The following is a 19181-nucleotide window of genomic DNA, read 5'->3' on the forward strand; positions in this document are numbered from 1 at the left end:
GGGAAATGGTTGGGGAGGCGACACCTTTACGTGTAAATGCCGGCAAATCGGGTTTCCGTGTCGCGGGTGCCGGTGCGGTCGGCTCGCGGGCACCGGCGGGTGCCCGGAAACCCTCAGAAAGGAACCGGAACCTTGACCGCGTGGCTGCGGAGGGCGGAGGCTGCGACGGTGGCCCAGGATGCGGTGGCCACGAGCGTGACGGTGGACAGGCAGACGACGAAGAACGCCGGGGTCGGTGTGCCGGTGATGAGGGCGGGAACGTTCACCGCAGGGAGAACCAGCGCGGCGGTCCAGAGGATCCTGGCCGCGGTACCCCACAGGTGGGCCCGGCGGCGGAGATCCGCACGGATCATCCCGAGTTCCGCGTCCGGTACCGCCCCGTCGGGGCGCCCCATGATGTAGGTGCCCAGAACCGGAAGATCCCTCAGGTCCGGACAACGGGAGTCGCCGAGCAGCTCGAACTCGGCCACCGGTCCGGGGGATCGGGTCCGCCGGACCTTCGACCAGGCGCGCCTCGCGGTGGATCGTGCACCGGTAAGGCTGACGAGTGTCACCAGCATGTACGAGAGGCCCATCGCGAAGACACCGGCCGTGATGTACGCGGTCATCGCACGACGTCCCCGGGGCGGAGGAACGCGTTGGCGCAGAAGAAGAGGCAGAGTGCCGAGGTCGACAGCAGGCAGCCGAGGTACGTGCCGTACGGCATCCCGTCCACGAGTCCGTGAATGAGCAACGCCAACCCGATCCCGAGGCCGACACAGCAGGCCAGGGTGGTGAACAGCCAGTAGGTCAGTTGACGCTGTGCCGTCGGGCGGAGGAGATGGGGTTCGGTGCCCGAGGGGAGACGCCACAGGCTGACGAATGACCCGACCGCGTCTCCGCGTCTCCGGTGCCCGTGGGAGCTCCTCCCGGCGGGTGACGGAGCCGGAACCGGTGCCGTTCTCCGGGGGCTCGGCATCCGGGACTCCGCGACGCGTGGCGCAGCTCCCCGTGCCGCCGGTGCCGTGGCGGGTGACGCTGGGACCGTGGCGGGGTGCGCTGCGGCCCGGTGTGAGAGGACACGCCGCCGGAACACCTCGGAGGGTGTCACGGCGGGCTGCGGTGACACGTCGGTGTCGACGGGTTCCGGCTCCACCCCGGCACGCGGTGAGTCCGTGGCCGGGGGCCAGGACGAGGTTGTCGGGGCGCCGTGGGTGATGGCGATGAACTCGGCTCCCGTGGGGACCCTGAACGACTCCGTGTTCAACCGGACGCCGGTGACCGAAACGACGGTGTCGTCGTCGTTCCGGGCGTGCCTGCCCCGGGGCGTCGTCATCGCGTGGATTCCTTTCATCGCTCATGCGGTTTCACCTGGACCGCCTACGGGACACTATAGGCCAGGCGCAACCGGAGACAGTTCAGCCCGGGCGGGGACACGCCCGACCCGGGCTGAACTGTGAATGAGCTGGTCAAAGCCTGGATGTGTGGTGCGCGGGTCAGCCCATCCCCGTGGCTGCGGCCATGTCCGACCTGATCCGCTCCAGGCGTGCCCCGGCGGTCCCGTGGGGTACCGGACCGCCGTCCTCCACGGACAGTACCACCTCGAGATAGCACTTGAGCTTCGGTTCGGTTCCGGAGGGGCGCACGATGACGCGGTCATCGTCACGGGTGATCAGCAGGATCCCGTCCGTCGGCGGCAGTCCCCGGTAACCGTCCAGGAGGTCCACGCACTCCACGACGGGGGATCCGGCCAACTCACGTGGAGGGGTCGAACGCAGGGTGCGCATCCCCTCCGATATGAGGGACGTGTCCGCCACCCGGAACGTCAGCGGAGCTGTGGCGTGGAGACCGTGGGTGCGCGCCAGATCGTCCAGTTCGTCCCGTAGCGTCCTGCCGCGCCCCTTCACATCGGCCGCCAGTGAACACATCGTCACCGCAGCGGTCACCCCGTCCTTGTCCCGCACGTGCCCCGGATCGCAGCAGTACCCGATGGCCTCCTCGTACCCGAAGATCATGCCCGGGGTCCGGGCGATCCACTTGAACCCCGTCAACGTCGTCTCATGCCGCAGACCGTGGAACTCCGCGATCCTGCCGAGGAGACGCCCGGAGACGATGGAGTTCGCCAGCACCGGGGCCTCGGCGGTGCCGCCGTTCTCCCCACGGGAAGCGAGGAACTCACCGAGCAGGGCCCCGATCTCATCACCGGTGAGCTGACGCCATCCGCCGGGCGCGTCCGCGTCCGGGACGGCCGTGGAGCAGCGGTCTGCGTCCGGGTCGAGGGCGATGATGATGTCGGCGTCGATCTCCCTGGCCAGCTCCATCGACAGGTCGAGCGCACCGGGCTCCTCCGGGTTGGGGAACGCCACGGTGGGGAAGTCGGGGTCCGGCTCAGCCTGGCCGGGAACGAGGTGCACGTCCGTGAACCCGGCCGCTTCCAGGGCACGGACAGCGGTGGATCCACCGACGCCGTGCATCGGGGTGAGCACCACCCGGAGGTTCGGGCGGGCCCCATCCGCCGCCGGGAACGTCCGACCGATCTCCCCGGCACGGGCCAGGTAGGCGTCCAGGACGTCGACGTGCTCCGCCTTCTCCCAGGCGAGCGCGATCTCGTCCGCGGGAGGTGCCGCGGCGATGGCGTCGGCGATCTCGGCGTCCGCCGGACCGATCAGCTGGACACCTTCCGCGGGCCCCGGAGCGACCCGGCCACCCAGGTACACCTTGTAGCCGTTGTCGTCCGGGGGATTGTGGGACGCGGTGACCATGATTCCCGCATCGGCACCCAGGTGCCGGACCGCGAACGCGGTGACGGGGGTGGGCAGCTGCGCGGGCAGCACCAGTGCGCGTCCCCCCGCCGCGGCGACCACGCCCGCGGCGGCCTTCCGGAAGTCGGCGGAACCGTGGCGGGCGTCGCAGCCGATCACCACGGTGGGGGTGCCGTCGACCTGTTCGTTCAGCCACGACATCAGTCCGTGGGTCGCGCGGGTGACCACCGCACGGTTCATCCGGGTCTCGCCGGCGCCGACCCTGCCCCGGAGTCCGGCGGTGCCGAACGTCAGGGGGCCGGCGAAGCGGGGCTCCAGTTCAGTGGCGGCTGCACCGTCGGCGGTGGAGCTCACCGCCGAGTCGATGAGTCGGTTGAGTTCCTCCCGCGTCGCGGGATCGGGGTCGTGGGACGCCCAGTCGCGGGCACGGTCGATGATGGTCATGCGGATCACGCCTTTCTGGCGGAACGGGGGTTGATCGTGTCAGTCGTCGAGTCCGTCGAGGACGGCGGCGGAGGAGGACAGTCCGAGTCGGGTGGCCCCGGCCTCGACCATCGCGACGGCGTCGTCGGCGCTGCGGATGCCGCCGGAGGCCTTGACCCCGAGCCGGCCGCCGACGGTGTCGGCCATGAGCTTCACCGCGTGGACGCTGGCGCCACCGGCCGGATGGAACCCGGTGGAGGTCTTGACGAAGTCGGCACCGGCGGCCTCGGCGGCACGGCAGGCCGCGACGATCGCGTCGTCGTCGAGCGTGGCGGACTCGATGATGACCTTCAGCACGACCGGGGCGGGGCAGGCCCCGCGGACGGCGCGGATCTCGGACTCGAGCTCGTCGGAGCACTTCTCCTTCGCCAGGGCGATGTTGATGACCATGTCGACCTCGTCGGCGCCGTCGCTGACGGCGCGGGCGGCCTCCGCGGCCTTGATCTCGGGCCTGACCGCACCGGACGGGAAACCGACGACGGTGGCGACGTGCAGTCCCTCGGGTACCTCGACGGGCAGCTGGGAAGGGGAGACGCAGACGGAGTAGCAGTTCAGCTTCGCGGCCTCGGTGACGAGATCCGCGACCTGGTCGGCGGTGGCCTCCGGCTTGAGCAGGGTGTGGTCGATGATGCGGGCGATCTCTGCGCGGGTGTGTGCGGTCATGTCTTTCAGATCTCCTTGGAATGGTCAGTTGATGCGGTCGAGGACGGCGGACTCACGGACCGGGACGTCACTGCCCCCCGGTGCGAGAGAATAACCCTCCGAGAGGGAGTCGATGGCCCGTCCGAAGCGCTCGGGGGTGTCGGTGTGCAGTGTGAACAGTTTCTGGCCGGCGGTGACGGTGTCTCCGGGGACCGCGTGGATCTCCACACCGGCCCCCGCCTGGACGCTGTCCTCCTTGCGGGCGCGTCCGGCGCCGAGGCGCCAGCTGGCGACACCGACGGGGAGTGCGTCGAGGCGCTCCAGGACACCGTCCCGGTCGGCCGTGACCACGTGCGTGTGGGCGGCCGTCGGCAGCTCGGCATCCGGGTCCCCGCCCTGGGCGCGGATCATCCTCCGCCAGGTGTCCATGGCACGACCGTCCGCGAGGGCCTCCTCGACGTCCGCGTCCCGGACACCGGCCGCGTCGAGCATCTCCCGGGCGAGTTCCACGGTGAGCTCGACGACGTCCGCCGGTCCGCCGCCGGCGAGAACCTCGAGGGATTCCCGCACCTCGAGGGCGTTGCCCACGGTGCGGCCCAGGGGAGTGGACATGTCGGTCAGCAGGGCGCGGGTGTCGACGTCCGCGGCACGGCCCAGTTCGACCATCGTGCGGGCGAGTTCGCGGGCGGTGTCCAGGTCCTTCATGAACGCGCCGTCGCCGACCTTGACGTCGAGGACCAGGGCCGAGGTTCCCTCCGCGATCTTCTTGCTCATGATGGAGCTGGCGATCAGCGGTATCGAGTCGACGGTTCCCGTGATGTCCCGCAGTGCGTAGAGCTTGCGGTCCGCCGGGGCGAGCCCGGATCCGGCCGCGCAGACGATGCAGCCCGGATCCCGGAGGATCTCCATCATGCGTTCCGTGGAGATGTCCGCCCGCCATCCCGGGATCGCCTCCAACTTGTCGAGGGTGCCGCCCGTGTGGCCGAGTCCGCGCCCGGAAAGCTGCGGGACGGCGACCCCGAAGGAGGCGACGAGAGGGGCGAGGGGCAAGGTGATCTTGTCACCCACCCCACCCGTGGAATGCTTGTCCGTCGTCGGCTTGCCGAGCCCCGAGAAGTCCAGTCGTTCGCCGGAGGCGATCATCGCCCGGGTCCACCGGCTGGTCTCCCGGGCGGTCATGCCGTTGAGGAATATCGCCATCGCGAGGGCGGCCATCTGTTCGTCCCCGACACCCCCGTCGGTGTAGGCGTCGATGATCCAGTCGATCTCCGCTGTACTGAGTTCACCCCCGTCCCGCTTGGTCCGGATGATGTCCACGGTGTCGAATGTCGTTGCCATGTCCTGCTCCTCGTGCTGCCTGCGGATGCCGGCCTGCGGTACTGTGACCGGGGTTAAATCCGGAAAACCCTTGTGTGGTGGTACACAGCCCGATTATCATAATGTGGTGAACAAATGTCAATGAAAACATTGACAACTGTTCATGTGATTTCCGTCCCCTCCCGGAAGGATCCGACATGACAGTGTCAGACGCAGAACTCCTCGACCTGGCCCGCACCGCCGCAGGCAACGCCTACGCCCCCTATTCCGGTTTTCCGGTGGGGGCGGCCCTCCTGCTTGATGACGGGCGGACGGTGACCGGGTGCAACGTCGAGAACGCGTCCTACGGTCTGACCGTCTGTGCCGAACGTACCGCGGCGGGCCGGATGATCGCCGAGCGGGAGGGGGTGGACGGGGACGGGTGTCGTCCACACATCGTGGCGGCCGCCGTCGTCGGGTTGAAGGCCTCCCCCTGTCACCCCTGTGGTGCCTGCCGTCAGGTGCTGGGGGAGTTCAGCTGTGAACGGGTGATCGTCGAGGGGCCCTCCGGGGATCCGGTCAGCATCGATTTCCGGGACCTGCTGCCCCATGCGTTCGGCCCCGACTCACTCTAGAACCCTCCCACCGGGAATCACCCCACGAAACCACTCCGACCATTAGGAGACCCCATGGACCGCTTCCAGGGACTGCTGGGCATCGCCCTCATCTTCGGCCTGGCGATACTCTTCTCCCGACACCGTTCCGCCATCAAGTGGCGCACCCTGGGGGTCGGTCTGCTCCTCCAGATCGCCTTCGCGCTGCTCGTCCTGAAGTGGGACGTCGGATACAACGCACTGAAGTCCGTCGCCCACGGGCTGGAGAAACTCACCGACTTCACCAACGAGGGCACGCAGTTCGTGTTCGGTGGCGACAACGGCTTCATCTTCGCCCTGAACGTTCTTCCCGTCATCATCTTCCTGGGGGCCATCATCGGTGCCCTTTACTATCTCCGCGTGATCCAGTACTTCGTCGACATCCTCGGAGGGGCCCTGAAATGGCTGCTCGGGACCTCCAAGGTCGAGAGTGTCTTCGCCTCAACCGTGATATTCCTCGGTCAGTCCGAGGCGCCCCTCGTTGTCGCCCCCTACCTGCCCAAGCTGACCCGCAGTGAGCTCTTCGCCTGCATGACCGGTGGTTTCGCCTCCGTCGCCGGCTCCACGCTCATCGGCTATTCGCTCCTGGGGGCCCCGTTGGAGTATCTGCTCGCGGCCTCCCTGATGAACGCGCCGGGTTCCCTGATCGTCGCCAAGGCATTCATGCCCGAGACCGAGGAGTCCGACCTGGACGCCAGTATCCGGGACGTCCGTGACACCGAATCGAAGAACATCATCGACGCCATCGGTTCCGGTGCGATGGCGGGCGGCAAGATCGCCATCGCGGTCGGTTGCCTGCTCATCGCGTTCATCGCGCTGATCACCATGCTCTCGGCGATGATCGGCGGCATCGGTGGCTGGTTCGGGCAGGACAACTGGTCGTTGGAGGCGGTGTTCGGTGTGTTCTTCGCCCCCGTCGCGTGGCTGATCGGTGTGCCCTGGTCGGAGGCGCTGGATGTCGGCAACTTCATCGGCCAGAAGACCGTGATCAACGAGTTCGTCGGGTTCTCATCCTTCGGTCCGCAGGTCGACTCCTTCTCCCCGAAGACCGTGATGATCACGACCTTCGCGCTCGCCGGCTTCGCGAACTTCAGCTCCATCGCCATCCAGATCGGTGCGATCGGTGGTCTCGTCCCCGAGCGTCGCGGCGAGGTCGCCAAGCTCGGGCCCTGGGCTCTGCTCGGTGGATTCACCGTCAACATGCTCAACGCCGCCATCGTCGGTGTCGTCGTGTTCTGACGCGGGTGGATCGGGAAGGGGGGGCAGAGCCCCCCTTTTTCCGTTCGTGGGCGGATAAAAAGTGCCGAATGTGATGCACGACACTCCAAGGGGGATTATTGTGTTGGCAAACACAGTCCGGGCGGGTGGATCATCCGCCCGGCACCCCAGCCGAGGGGTACGACAGCACCACAGGAGACGGACCGTTCCAGGGACGCCGCACCGGACACCACGTCGGACGGTGGGGTGCGGGCGTGGGTCGAGGCACTCGCCGCCGTCACCGCCAGGGCGGAACAGCTGAGCCCGGAAGAAGCCGCGACGGAGTTGGCCGCACTGTTCACCGAGGACGCGTGCTGGCGTGACCTGGCCGCGTTCACCTGGAACATACACACCGCCGAAGGTCTGGACGCGATCACCGACATGATTCGGGAAACCTGGCCGCGCTGCGCGATGCGTACCGTGAGGATGGTTGAACCGGGGGAGGACGACTGGTCCTTCCTTACCTTCGACACCGCGGATTTCCACTGCCGGGGAGTGGTGCGTCTGCGTGACGGGAGGGCATCGATGCTCACGACCTCCGCACAGGAACTCATCGAACACCCGGAGCCCTCCGGGCGCCGTCGCGAGCGGGGTGCCGACCACGGGCGTCCGGGGCCGGACAGAAGGAACTGGGCGGACAGGCGGGACGACCGGCGGGCCAGTCTCGGGATCAGTGAACAGCCCTTCGTCCTCATCGTCGGCGGAGGTCAGGGGGGAATAGCCCTGGGTGCGCGGTTGAAGAGACTCGGTGTCCCGGCACTGATCATCGACAGGCACCCGCGTCCCGGGGACCAGTGGCGCAGCCGCTACCATTCGCTCTGCCTGCATGATCCGGTGTGGTACGACCACCTTCCCTACCTCCCGTTCCCGGACCACTGGCCGGTGTTCACGCCCAAGGACAGGATGGGGGACTGGCTGGAACACTACGTGGGGATCATGGACCTCGACTACTGGTCGGACACCTCGTGCCTCTCCGCCGACTTCGATGAGGGAGAGGGACGGTGGCGTGTCGAGGTGAACCGGGAGGGGGAGAACCTCACCCTTCTTCCCGAGCATCTCGTTCTGGCCACCGGTATGTCCGGTGTCCCCAGCGTGCCGACACTGCCCGGGCAGGAGAACTTCGCGGGCGAGATCAGGCATTCCTCACAGCATCCGGGTGGTGGCGCCGACGCCGGAAAGAACGTGATCGTCCTCGGTGCGAACAACTCCGCCCACGACATCTGCGCGGATCTCCACGCCAACGGCGCTCACCCGGTGATGATCCAACGCTCCTCGACACACATCGTCCGCTCGGAATCACTGATGCGGGAGGTTTTCGGCCCGCTCTACTCGGAGGATGCGCTGGAGGCGGGAATCGACACGGACACCGCGGACCTCCTCTTCGCCTCCGTTCCCTACCGGCATCTCGCGGAGGCCCAGAAGCCCATCTTCGGCCGGATCCGGGAACAGGACGCCGAGTTCTACCGGAAACTCGAGGACGCCGGATTCCTCCTCGACTTCGGCGAGGACGGGTCCGGACTGTTCCTCAAGTATCTCCGCCGCGCCTCCGGCTACTACATCGACGTGGGTGCGAGCCAGCTCATCATCGACGGTGACATCGAGCTTCACTCGGGTGTGACGATCGCCGAGGTGAAGCGTGACTCGGTCGTGCTCACCGACGGCACCGAACTCCCCGCCGATGTCATCGTCCTCGCCACCGGCTACGGATCCATGACCGGCTGGGCGGCGCAGTTGATCTCCCCGGAGGTCGCGGAGACCGTGGGGCGGTGCTGGGGGTTGGGTTCGGACACGACGCGGGACCCGGGGCCCTGGGAGGGCGAGCTGCGCAACATGTGGAAGCCGACCAGGCAGCCCAACCTCTGGTTCCACGGTGGAAACCTGCACCAGTCCCGCCACTACAGTCGCTATCTGGCGTTGCAGCTCAAGGCCAGGATGGAGCAGATGGACACCCCGGTGTACGCCCTCGCCGAGGTTCATCACCCCGGGTGACGCGGACACCCCGGGAACCGACCGTCCGTGCCGGGTGCCCGGGGTGCGGAACGACCGTTTCTACCGGGGGAGGGGGAGTCCCGGGACGGTCAACGGATGGGTCCTGAGGAAGTGCACGATTCCCGCGACCAGTGCGAGCAGCGCACCGGCCCCGAGGAGCGCGGTCCCCGTCCCCCCGCTGCTGCCGGCGGGTGTCGGGGCGGGATCGCCGGGCTCGTCGCCGTGATGCCCGTGATCGTGGTGGAACACCTCGAACGGTGCGTCGGCGTGGGCGTGGCTGTCATCCGGGTAGAAGACCACGACGGGGACGTTGACGGTCGTGTCCGCGTCGGACTCCCGGGCGGTGAACGTGACGACGCCCGTCGAGGGGTCGATCCCGGCGTCCCGTGCATCACGGCTGAGTTTGAAGACGGCGCCCTCGGGGGCGGGGAGGGTCTCGACCTCCTCGGTCGTGGTGTCGTCGAACGTCGGGGCCTCGGACACGGCCTTCTCACCGGTGTGGGCGTGGGTGGCGGTGTAGTTCACCGTGTATTTCTTCGCGGTGCCGCCATGGGGGTCGGCCACCACGAAGTACACGGTGCCCTCATCCGTGGACCCGTCGGAGTAGGTCACGACGACCGGGATCTCGATGACCTTCCCCGCGTCATCATGGGTGGCCGTGTAGGTGACCTCGCCGGTGGCGGAGTTGATCTCCGCGTTCCCCGGGGCGCCGTCGCCCAGTGTGAAGGTGGTCCTCTCCGGCGCGGGGGCTTCATCGAGCCGGTCGGTGGTGGTGTCGTCGAAGGTCGTCGCGGCACTCGTGGCGGCCTCGCCGACCTTGGCCCGGGCTTCGCCGAAGAGAGGGTCGTAGCGGCCGGTCAGTGTGGTTTCCGTACCCTCTTCCGCCATGGCGGCCGGGGCGGCGGTGACCGGGGCGAGGAGGGCGAGGGTGAGGCTGGCCGCGCACAGTGCGCGGTGGTTGCGGACACGGGAGATGGTCACGGGTGTTACTTCCGTTCTTCTCGGGGGAGGGGACGGAGGTAATCCTACTAATGGAATAGATTTCCAACAAGTCTAATGGAAAGAATGTTCATTCACGTCCCGTGTCTCCTCCGCCGGGCCCCTCCGTCCCCGCGACGTCCAGTACCCGGAGCGCCGTCGGGCGATCGATCACCAGGTGCGTCGCCAGCCCCATGTCGAGCGCCGTGGCGATCGCCGTGGTCTTCGCCGCACCACCGGCGATGAGCAGGCGGATCGGACGGGAGGCGAGCTCCGTCAGGGTGATCCCCACCGTACGGTCGTCGATGCTCGGCAGGGCGACCTCACCACCCGCGGTGAAGAACCGGGAACACACGTCCCCGGCGGCCCTGTCGAGCAGTGTGTCGATCTCGGTTTCCGAGAGGTACCCGAGATTCAGCAGGAGCGAACCACGGTGCACGTCGCCGACCGTGAACGTCACCAGGTCCGTCTCCCGGCCCGCGGCGAGAATGCGCGCGATGTGACGGTCCCGCTCCACGATGCGCTTCGTCTCCTCCGAATCGAAGATCACCGGAAGCGGCAGCGTACGTGCCGTCGCGTTGAAGGCGAGACAGAACGAGTTGATCGTCTCGATGTCGAACGTCGACCGTTCGGAATGGGAGGTGCCGCCCTTCAGCTGCACGATCTCGACCCCGCGTCGATCGGTGTGCTCCAACTGCGCCGACACCGAATACAACGTGTCGCCCCAGGACACCCCGACCTTCATCCCGTCGGTGACGAGCTCCTGCAGCGCCGCTGCGCCGAGTTTCCCCAGTTCGCGGAGCAGATCGGCGTCGGTGTCCCGGGGGAGGTGCGCCAGGCGGACATCGGCGAGACCGAACCGGGAGGTGAGCTGCTTCGCCAGGGCGGAGTCGACCTCGCGGGGATCGTGGATCTCGATGGTCACGAAACCACGCTGCTTCCCCAGCTGGATCAGCTTCGCCGCGGTGGGACGGGACACCCCGAGCTCCGCCGCCACCTCGGCCTGCGACATACCGCGCTCGAAATACAACTTGACCGCTGTCAGCGCCTGTTCGTCGCGTGCGTCCACGGGAAACTCCTGGGATCGGTTCGGGGGCGGGGAATCGTACCGCCCGTTCATCGTAACCGGTGTGACGTGGTCCCCGACGTCCAGTTGAGCACAGTCGACCGGAGGGCGGACACGCACCCTCACCCATGACGGGTGGTGAGTTCCCGCAGCGCACCCGTCAGTGCCCGGATCTGCTCCGGAGTGTGCTCCGCCGTCACCGTGACCCGCAGAATCGCCGCACCACGTGCGACCGTCGGCCACCGTATCGCGGGGACGAAGAAGCCGCGCTCCCGCAGATCCCGGGACAGCGCCATCGCCCGACCCTCGTCCCCGACCGGAACCGGGATGATCGGGCTCACGTGAGCGCGAACACCCAGCCGTCCGGTGCATTCGCGGACGTTGGCGTGGAGCCGGGACACCAGTTCAGGGGAGCGGTCGAGAACATCGACCGCAGCCGCCACGGCCGCGACCGTCGGTGCGGAGGGGGCCGTGGAGTAGACGAAGCCGCGCGCCTGATTGCGCAGCAACGTGCCCACCGCCGGAGAACACACCACGAAACCGCCCTCGCCGCCCAGAGCCTTGCTCGCGGTACCGACGAGGATGTCGGGGCGCACCCCGTGGTACCCGGCGCTGCCGCGCCCCGTCTCACCCAGCGTGCCCACCCCGTGGGCGTCATCGACCATCGTCCAGGCCCCGTGGCGCCCCGCGACCGTGACGAGCCCCGGCAGATCCGCCAGATCCCCGTCCATGGAGAAGACACCGTCGCTGACCACGAGCGCGTGTGGGGTCGCACACTCGCCGAGCAGGCGGTCCAGTGCGGCGAGATCCCCGTGCGGGAAAACCCGCACCGTCGCCCGCGCCAACCTGCAGCCGTCGATGATGCTCGCGTGATTCAGGGAGTCCGAGTACACCGTCACATCCGGTCCCGCGACCGTCTGAAGCACCGCCACATTCGCCTGGTATCCCGTGGCGAAGAACACCGCGTCGTCGTGCCCGTCGCCGCCGAAGAACTCCGCCAGGCGACGCTCGAGCCGCGTGTGCAGATCGGTCGTCCCCGTGGTGAGCCTCGAGCCACCGGATCCGGCACCGTAGACCCCGAGCGCGGCACGCGCGGCCCCGGTCACCCCCGGATGCGTGGCCAGCCCCAGGTAGTTGGACGAGGAGAAGAGCAGGAGCCTGCGGCCGTCGATGCGCGCGACCGGGACCTGCGGCCCCGTGAACTCCCGGAGACTCCGGGACAACCCCGCCCCGGACCAGGCGGTGTTCCGGGCATCGGCCACATCATCGAGGGACGTCACCTACAGCCCCTCCACCAGCACGACCCGGTTCTCCAGCCAGTCGACGCACGCCGCGACCTCCGACGCCGGACCGTAGTACAGGAACACCCTGGTGCCCACCGGTGAGCCGGGCTCCTTCATCGCCGGTACCCGCGTGTACGTTCCCTCGCAGGCGAGATAACCGGTGGTGTAGTCAGGGTCATCGGAGATGCAGACCTCGGCGATGATGTGCGGGTGCGCCGTGACCTTCGTAGCCAGGGCTATCGCCTCCCGGTAGTGCAGTTTCCCCGGGGACCCGGTGTCCGCGGACGCGTGGTCGAGGTTGCTCACCCGCACCCCGCGGGCCGGGTCGGGTTCCAGTCGCTCGCCGGTGGTGGCGTCGACGAGCATCGCCCCACGCAACCCGGTGACCGTCGTCAACAGTTCCCAGATCCGCGCCGGGTTCCGGACACCCAGGCGCCTCAACCCGTCGACGATGAAGGCACGGGCCTCCGCGGGCGAGCCGGCATCGACGTTCCGGGTGGCCAGGACCGGGAGCACCTCCATCCGGGATTCGTCGACCGCACGCACCGTCACCGTCACCTCATCCGGTTCGCCCTTCGGGTGCTCCAGTGCGCGGCGTGTCAGTGCGGTGACGCAGTCCGGAACCGCACCACCGGTGACGATCCGTTCGGCACCGGAGATGTGCCGCCCGGCGGCACTCGCACGCATCTTCACGGAATAGGTGGTCATGGGCGATATTGTACGGCGTTCAGGTGTGGTTCCGCGCGGTTCCCTCCGTCTCCGGTCCGTCGACGTGGCCGGGGCGTCTCTTCTGGTGTGAAGCCCCGCCGGATCCCGTCGGGGGTGCTCCCGGGCGTCGCCCGCCATCCTCGCGGCCGGGGAGTGTCGGTGGCGAAGTTGCGGAGGGGCGGTCAACCCCCTGAAAGGGAGCTTGAGATCCGCTAGTTAAGCCCGTTCGGGGATTAGTGCCCCAAAAGGTATCTCGCGGTGTTAGGTTCTCCGGGAATGCCACCTGGAGAAAGCCTGAAAACGTTGAGAACCGTGAAACCCGCCAGCTTCGCCACCGCTGTCACCGCAACCCTTTTCGCCGCGACGATCGCCGCGTCCCCGGCAGGAGCAGAAGAACCCCCCGCGATCGAGGTGCCACTGGTCAACCAGGCGCCGGAGGCATGGGGCCACACCTTCGACGGCATCGACTCCATCGAGGACCTCCCCGGCTGGGCGGTCCCCGACCGCCGGGACTACCGCAACAAGCAGGTATTCCTCACCGGCGACGCCGTGACCTTCGAGGACGGCAAGCTCATCATCACGACCGCCCGGCACTGTGTGGACAACGAGGGTGACGCCCTCACCGACGAGAACATCTCCGAGGACCCCTGCCCGGAAGGGAAGAAAACCTTCTACACCACCGCGCGCGTGTACACACCGTGGTTCGAGGGAGGTGAGTTCTCCACGGAGGTCACCGGAGAAATCCGGACCCCGGACGTCAGGGGGGCACGCAGCGCGATCTGGCTGCAGAACGACAACGAATACTGCACCGGGTCCGGGTTCAACAGATACTACGGCGAGATCGACATGGTCGAGCACTACACACACGGCGGAAATCTGCCGATGTCCCCGTCGACCGTGCACCTCGGCTGCAACCAGGAGACCCGTAAAACTGTCGGCCACAGCCAACGTCGGACCTGGGTCTACCCGGCACTGACCGACGCCGAACACACCTGGCGTGCCGACATCGGCAAGCGGACGATCGCGTTCTCCCTCGACGGCGCACCGATCAACCAGAACTGGCGGCACGAGACCCTCCCGGACATCTCCCATGACGAATGGGAGGACATGGACCAGGAACTCTGGGACCGCATCATGCACCGACCCTGGCGGCTCATCCTCAACCAGTACGTCGAGAGCGCGGCCTGGGCGCAGCCCGCCGGTGACGAGGACCCGTTCCCCGTCCGCCGTCTCATCATCGACTCCGTCCAGGTCACCTACCCGCAGAACACGGATGACACCGAACAGCCCGCTGTTCCGGCACCCACCGATTCCTCCACATCCGCAGACCGGTCCGGATCATCCGTCGTGGCGCAGCTCCTGGGCGTGATCGGGGTCCTCGGCCTGCTGGCGATCCCCCTGATCGGGTGGCTCACCCAGAACTTGCAGCTCCCCGCACTGCCGGGACTCCCGGATCTGCCCACGTTCCCCGGGATCTAGGTACGAGACGGTTCAGCTGGCCCCGACACACGGCCGGTCACCGCTCTACCGCACCATCGGTCTCGGGCACTGCCGTGAGCAGTTCCCGCGTGTAGTCGGCCTGCGGGGAGCTCCAGATCTTCTCCACCATGTGCAAGAACAATGGCGGGCCAAGGTAACCGGTTCTGCCGGGCCCCGGGCAGCGGAAGGCGGTGAACGGGGGACACCGCTTTCTGCACCGCCGCACCTGCCGGAGAATGCACGATGATTCCTGCATTTCGTACAGGTACGCTCCATGAGTGGGAACCTCACGGAACACCGAGGTACGGGGGCGTAGGCCGGTAAGCGCGGCCGGTGCGAGCGTTTCACAAGTCGTCCCCATGCGGTAACGGGAGCGCCGGGATAAGCACGGGGCCTCGCCCCAGGCCCCTACACACACTGGCTTTGAAGCGGCGGTGACACCCTTCTCCGGTACGGTGCAGGCGAGGAAGGCGTACACCGCCTTCACGACACCCCGGTTGTCCCCCTGTGCCGGTCCCGAAGATCCTGCCCCGGGTGGAGGGACGGATCACCGAGATCGTCGTGTGCTCCCGGTGATCTAGATGACGCCGACCTCAATCAGGATTCCGGTGAGCAGTACGAAACCGCCCAATATCGCGGAGAGAACCCTGTTCCTGATGAATGCGCCGTCAATGGGTTGCGTCGGAAGCGTCAGTGACCCCAGGATCAGCAGACACGCTGTCGCAAGGCCCCGCATCGTCGGGACATTCGTCAGCGACAGACCGAGGAAAACGAGGGTCGTTCCGAAGAAAACGAGGATTCCGGCTATGCGGACGCGCTGATGCCTGTCCTCCGGATCCTCGAGTACCGACACCGGGGCGAAAGCCAGATTCATGATTGACAGTCCGATCCCCACCGCCATGAAGGGCCACCACGTGACGTGCCGGATGGTACCCGGGTCGGTGTCCAACCCGGGTACATGACGGGACATCAGTCGCCGGGACACCGGAATGATCAGGATGAGTGCGAGCAACCAGAACACGAGCAGGGAGACGATCCAGATGTTTCTCAGACCGCCGTCCCCGATGAAGTGGAGCAGGAGCAGTGTGCTGGCCCCCACAGAGAAGGCGATGTGGGTCCAGATTCTCCGGTGTCCACCTTCACCCGGTGTCGTTCGGCCTCCTGTGGTGAGGGGCATCGTGAAACGGGAGAAACCGGACATCAGACGACGAAGCCTCGACCGCATGTCCGGGCTGAGTATTGATTCAGCCAGTTTCCCCCCGAGTTCATCGCGGAGCAGGGTGAACAGGAGTGAGACACAGCCCAGGGCGATCACCGTCCAGCTGATGCTCTGGCGGGGCGGGGTGTACGCGCGGGCGAAAGACCAGTCCGCCGGAGCAGGTTTCGATACATCGATGTCGGTGATGTGGATGGACCTGTCCGTGCTGAGTCTGTGTGCGCTTCCCCGCAGATCGGGATCGGCTGAGACCGCCCGCGCCCAGGCTCCCTGGGACTGAACCGTGGACCAGAAGGTGGAGCGCTGGGCGAGAAGATAGGAGAGATTGGCCCAGCCCAGAGCGTAGTCGGGTTTGACTCCGACGGCTCTTCTCAGAAGCTCAATCGCCTCATCATCACTGCCGTTGGTTCCCAGAATCACCGCTTTGTTGTTCAGTGCGGTGAAAGAGGATGCGTCGGTTTCCAGGATCGCACCGTAGGAGGAGAGCGCGGAATCCAGATTTCCGGACTCCTGCTCGAACCATGCTTTCGTCTCGAGGTAGATCGGCGAATCCGGGTCGGTGGTCTCCAGCAGGTGATCGGTCGTTGTCTTCGCGAGATCCAGATCCCGGAACTTGATCGCCAACAGGCCGACATTGTTCAGTACCGCCCCGGAGATGAAGGCGTCTTCACCGCCGGGGTTCTCATAGGAGGTGTTCCCATCCTCGTGAACGCCGAGTTCGTACGCTTTCCGGAACTCCCGGTACGCTTCTTCTTCGTCGCCCGATTCCGCAGACAGCATCGCTGTCTGAAACTGGATCTGAATGGCCAGGGCCCTGTCCCGGTACGGGTAGGTGGGGCCGAAAGGAAGGCCCAGATCCGTCAGTTCCCGGTCGTTGTACCGTAGGATCTGTAGAGCCGATTCATAGGCGTCGCGGGCTTCGGCGGGTCGCCCCAGATACTGGTTGGCCAGCCCCTTTTGTGCGAGGAACAGGGCCTGTTCTATGAGTCGTTCATACGGTGCGTCATCACCTTCGACAGACTCACCGTGCTTATCCTGTGTCGCCTCATCGAGGTAATCGACGGCTGCACCGTAGTCGCCGTCGAGAAATCGGATCTGTCCCAGTAGCGCCGGAATGAGAGGAGACGGGCTCACATTCTTCGACTGGATAAGCAGTTTTTCCGCTTCCTCGTGTTTGTCCGCCCAGCGAAGCAAATTCTGGGTGTGGAATCTGGCGGCATCGTCCGCGCTCATTCCGAACAGATGATGACATGAACGTTCCTTGTCGCCGGAGGAGTAGCTTCCCGGAGATTCGAGAATCGAGATCACCTCGTCGAGATCTGGCTGGCATGTGCCGAAATCGCTGAGGGAACCGTAGTCGTGGATCTTGTGGACCTCGGACCATGTCGAGGGATTCTTCCGGGAACGGTCCAGCAACATCCTCGCCTCGTCGAGGTTCTTCTGTCCACCGATGACGGCCAGTTCTCTCGCGAGGGCGAAGTTGATGTCCATGGCCGAAGGGCCGGTCAGGTTTGTCTTGATGTACTCGGGTATCAACGATGTGTCATGGACGAGTCCACCTCCACCACATCCACCACTGCCCCCTACCGGAGCCGACACATGGCTGTAGGTCCCGCCGCTCATACCGGGAAAACCCAGGGTGTTGAAGACCAGAGGTGTCGGCGGTTCCAGACGGTCCCACGGTGTTCTGCTCCTGCACGCAGGCCCATCCAGTCGAAGATTCTGGACGCGTCGCGGTGGTTGAGCCTTTTCGGCCATACGGTAGATATCGAGCGCATGTGCATGATCGCCCTGATCGGCGAGGATATCCCCGGCTGCGGCCCACAGATCAGACGAGAGGGAGGTGAAGTTCCCCAACTTTTCCAGGAGGAGTCGAGCTCCATCCCTTTTTCCGAGTGCGGAATACGCCCGTGCCTGACCGATGATGAGCTCCGGGGCGTTCACCTTCGCCCGTGCATCGGCGAAAGTCGTCGCTGCCTGTCGATAGAGACTCAACTGGGTGAATCCCCGGGAGTTGTCCGCAGCCATGAGTTCCGCGTATCCGGTGGCCCCGGCCACCGACGGGGAATCCGGCCACTGTTCACGAAGCAGATAGAAGCCTTCGAGATCAGGCTTGCCGGTATCGCCGTACGCCATCTCCCAGAGTAGATCATATGTCTCGGACCATATGCTGGGGGTGGGGTCCCCGGGGCACTTCTCCACGGCTTCGTGCCAGATATTCTCGCCGTTGTCCAACGTATATGGAGAAATGGCCACCATGACGGCCTGATCAAGGGCGATATCGCAGTGCAGATCCCCCGAGAGATTCTCCACGTCCGCGGTACGTTCGAGGAGTACGAACGAAACGAGACTCGCGCGATTCTCAATGGTTGATCCCATGGGCTTCCAGTGATCCACCGATTGCTCGAAGGGGACACTCGCCGATAGCAGAAGAAAAGCCCCTGCCAGATCGACGTACTCCGTGGCCTGTGCGGTCGCCCGATCTGGATCCTCGAAAAGAGGATCCAGATCGGTGTATATCTCATCCATGGCACTGTCTATGTCTTCGGAACGGTCGAGATTCTCATAACCACGTAATTGCAGGGTCTCTTTCAGAGTTGAAAGTAGCTCGGGATGTCCGAGATTTGTCAGGGCTTCGTCGATCACGGCCCATTGACGATCACGATTGTTGTCACCCGGTCGTGGCATGGGGAATCTCGTCGACACGATTCCGTCAGGACTCAGGATCGGTAGTGATCGAATCTGATCCAGGTCGCCGTCGGGGCCTGGCGAGGCTAAACCGGTATCCCATCGCTCATCAGTGGACGCGGTGCCTGGCTTTTGTGTTGCGGCACTGTGCTCAATGGGAAGTTGATTCGCGGACCAACCCGCCAAGAAAGGAAACAGCAGGGCGGAGGCAATCGCGATCGAAAAAAGGACGGGGAAAACCCTACGTGCGACGTTCAAAATTCACTCCTGTGGCAGGGGAATACAGGAATTTACAAACGGGAATATCGATCCTGGCGGATGGTTTGAGGCGATACAGCCTTTATGCGTTTTCTGAGGTTAGCAGTGTTGAAATCACTGCGATAGGGGATGGGGGGATCTGGTCCATATCCCCCTCTGAATGAATGGTGGATTGGGTTTCTCGGGTGTTCCGTGAGGTAGTTTCCGGGGGCGTCATCCATGAAAGAGGAGAACTATCCGAATCGGTGTTCCAGATCCTGCCGGTATCGGGTGGAAGAATTGTCCTTGCTCCGGTCGTCGACGACGGCCTTGTTCGAGAAGACGCCTCCATTCGCTGTCGACGGGACATCGAGGCCGTTCGCAGTCCGAGAATCTTGCGCCCCGGCAGACGGTGAACACTCAATTCCGTCGGCTGTGGTGGTCCGTCGGGCTTGGACACCCGAT

General features: G+C 65.8%; 14 protein-coding genes. 4 read left to right on the forward strand and 10 right to left on the reverse strand.

The features are described 5' to 3' along the window. Positions 1–113: 113 nt before the first annotated feature. The 5 genes from JIM94_RS10530 to JIM94_RS10550 all read right to left on the reverse strand — a co-directional run bounded on the left by JIM94_RS10530 (position 114) and on the right by JIM94_RS10550 (position 5204). The gene (locus JIM94_RS10530) at positions 114–608 is read right to left on the reverse strand and encodes a hypothetical protein (RefSeq protein WP_200250474.1); all 495 of its coding nucleotides are present in this window, start codon (positions 606–608) and stop codon (positions 114–116) included. Beyond that, complete coding sequence (locus JIM94_RS10535; protein ID WP_200250472.1) at positions 605–1315, reverse strand: hypothetical protein; 711 nt, start codon at positions 1313–1315, stop codon at positions 605–607. Before JIM94_RS10535 ends, JIM94_RS10530 begins: the two co-directional genes overlap by 4 nt. 160 nt (positions 1316–1475) lie before the next feature. After that, positions 1476–3185 carry a phospho-sugar mutase gene (locus tag JIM94_RS10540; protein ID WP_200250470.1) on the reverse strand — a complete coding sequence of 570 codons (1710 nt, stop codon included), beginning with the start codon at positions 3183–3185 and terminating at the stop codon, positions 1476–1478. Positions 3186–3224: 39 nt separating this feature from the next. Next, positions 3225–3887 carry a deoxyribose-phosphate aldolase gene (gene deoC, locus JIM94_RS10545; RefSeq protein WP_200250468.1) on the reverse strand — a complete coding sequence of 221 codons (663 nt, stop codon included), beginning with the start codon at positions 3885–3887 and terminating at the stop codon, positions 3225–3227. A 24-nt stretch (positions 3888–3911) separates the two neighbouring features. After that, positions 3912–5204 carry a thymidine phosphorylase gene (locus tag JIM94_RS10550; RefSeq protein WP_200250466.1) on the reverse strand — a complete coding sequence of 431 codons (1293 nt, stop codon included), beginning with the start codon at positions 5202–5204 and terminating at the stop codon, positions 3912–3914. Between the two features lie 176 nt (positions 5205–5380). On the opposite strand from JIM94_RS10550, the gene JIM94_RS10555 reads away from it, so the two are divergent. From JIM94_RS10555 to JIM94_RS10565, 3 genes are all read left to right on the forward strand, one after another. Next, on the forward strand, positions 5381–5797 hold the full coding sequence (locus tag JIM94_RS10555; protein ID WP_200250460.1) for a cytidine deaminase: 417 nt from the start codon (positions 5381–5383) through the stop codon (positions 5795–5797). Between the two features lie 54 nt (positions 5798–5851). Next, positions 5852–7054, forward strand: a complete 1203-nt coding sequence (locus JIM94_RS10560; RefSeq protein ID WP_200250458.1) for a NupC/NupG family nucleoside CNT transporter — start codon at positions 5852–5854, stop codon at positions 7052–7054. 225 nt (positions 7055–7279) lie between these two features. Next, positions 7280–9061 (forward strand): NAD(P)/FAD-dependent oxidoreductase, encoded by a 1782-nt coding sequence (locus JIM94_RS10565; protein ID WP_200250456.1) that lies wholly within the window; start codon positions 7280–7282, stop codon positions 9059–9061. Between the two features lie 60 nt (positions 9062–9121). Here JIM94_RS10565 and JIM94_RS10570 read toward each other — a convergent pair whose 3' ends face one another. From JIM94_RS10570 to JIM94_RS10585, 4 genes are all read right to left on the reverse strand, one after another. Beyond that, entirely contained in the window at positions 9122–10042 is a 921-nt protein-coding gene (locus JIM94_RS10570; protein WP_200250452.1) for a Rib/alpha-like domain-containing protein, read from the reverse strand. Positions 10043–10130: 88 nt separating this feature from the next. After that, entirely contained in the window at positions 10131–11108 is a 978-nt protein-coding gene (locus JIM94_RS10575; RefSeq protein WP_410170858.1) for a sugar-binding transcriptional regulator, read from the reverse strand. 119 nt (positions 11109–11227) lie between these two features. Next, the gene (locus JIM94_RS10580; protein ID WP_200250430.1) at positions 11228–12385 is read right to left on the reverse strand and encodes an aminotransferase class I/II-fold pyridoxal phosphate-dependent enzyme; all 1158 of its coding nucleotides are present in this window, start codon (positions 12383–12385) and stop codon (positions 11228–11230) included. After that, positions 12386–13096, reverse strand: a complete 711-nt coding sequence (locus JIM94_RS10585) for a 6-carboxyhexanoate--CoA ligase (RefSeq protein ID WP_200250427.1) — start codon at positions 13094–13096, stop codon at positions 12386–12388. A 312-nt stretch (positions 13097–13408) separates the two neighbouring features. Between JIM94_RS10585 and JIM94_RS10590 the strand changes: the two genes are divergently transcribed. After that, the gene (locus tag JIM94_RS10590) at positions 13409–14575 is read left to right on the forward strand and encodes a glycoside hydrolase family 16 protein (RefSeq protein ID WP_200250425.1); all 1167 of its coding nucleotides are present in this window, start codon (positions 13409–13411) and stop codon (positions 14573–14575) included. Positions 14576–15152: 577 nt separating this feature from the next. On the opposite strand, the gene JIM94_RS10595 is transcribed toward JIM94_RS10590, so the two are convergent. Continuing rightward, entirely contained in the window at positions 15153–18320 is a 3168-nt protein-coding gene (locus JIM94_RS10595; RefSeq protein ID WP_200250422.1) for a tetratricopeptide repeat protein, read from the reverse strand. Positions 18321–19181: the final 861 nt, after the last annotated feature.

Source organism: Corynebacterium pygosceleis, from assembly GCF_016595275.2.
Lineage (GTDB): Bacteria > Actinomycetota > Actinomycetes > Mycobacteriales > Mycobacteriaceae > Corynebacterium > Corynebacterium pygosceleis.

Excerpts from the sequence above, each read along its gene's own strand:
- JIM94_RS10530 (WP_200250474.1), bottom strand. The coding sequence starts at position 608 with ATGACCGCGTACATCACGGCCGGTGTCTTCGCGATGGGCCTCTCGTAC.
- JIM94_RS10535 (WP_200250472.1), bottom strand. The coding sequence starts at position 1,315 with ATGACGACGCCCCGGGGCAGGCACGCCCGGAACGACGACGACACCGTC.
- JIM94_RS10540 (WP_200250470.1), bottom strand. The coding sequence starts at position 3,185 with ATGACCATCATCGACCGTGCCCGCGACTGGGCGTCCCACGACCCCGAT.
- deoC (WP_200250468.1), bottom strand. The coding sequence starts at position 3,887 with ATGACCGCACACACCCGCGCAGAGATCGCCCGCATCATCGACCACACC.
- JIM94_RS10550 (WP_200250466.1), bottom strand. The coding sequence starts at position 5,204 with ATGGCAACGACATTCGACACCGTGGACATCATCCGGACCAAGCGGGAC.
- JIM94_RS10555 (WP_200250460.1), top strand. The coding sequence starts at position 5,381 with ATGACAGTGTCAGACGCAGAACTCCTCGACCTGGCCCGCACCGCCGCA.
- JIM94_RS10560 (WP_200250458.1), top strand. The coding sequence starts at position 5,852 with ATGGACCGCTTCCAGGGACTGCTGGGCATCGCCCTCATCTTCGGCCTG.
- JIM94_RS10585 (WP_200250427.1), bottom strand. The coding sequence starts at position 13,096 with ATGACCACCTATTCCGTGAAGATGCGTGCGAGTGCCGCCGGGCGGCAC.
- JIM94_RS10595 (WP_200250422.1), bottom strand. The coding sequence starts at position 18,320 with ATGGATGAGATATACACCGATCTGGATCCTCTTTTCGAGGATCCAGAT.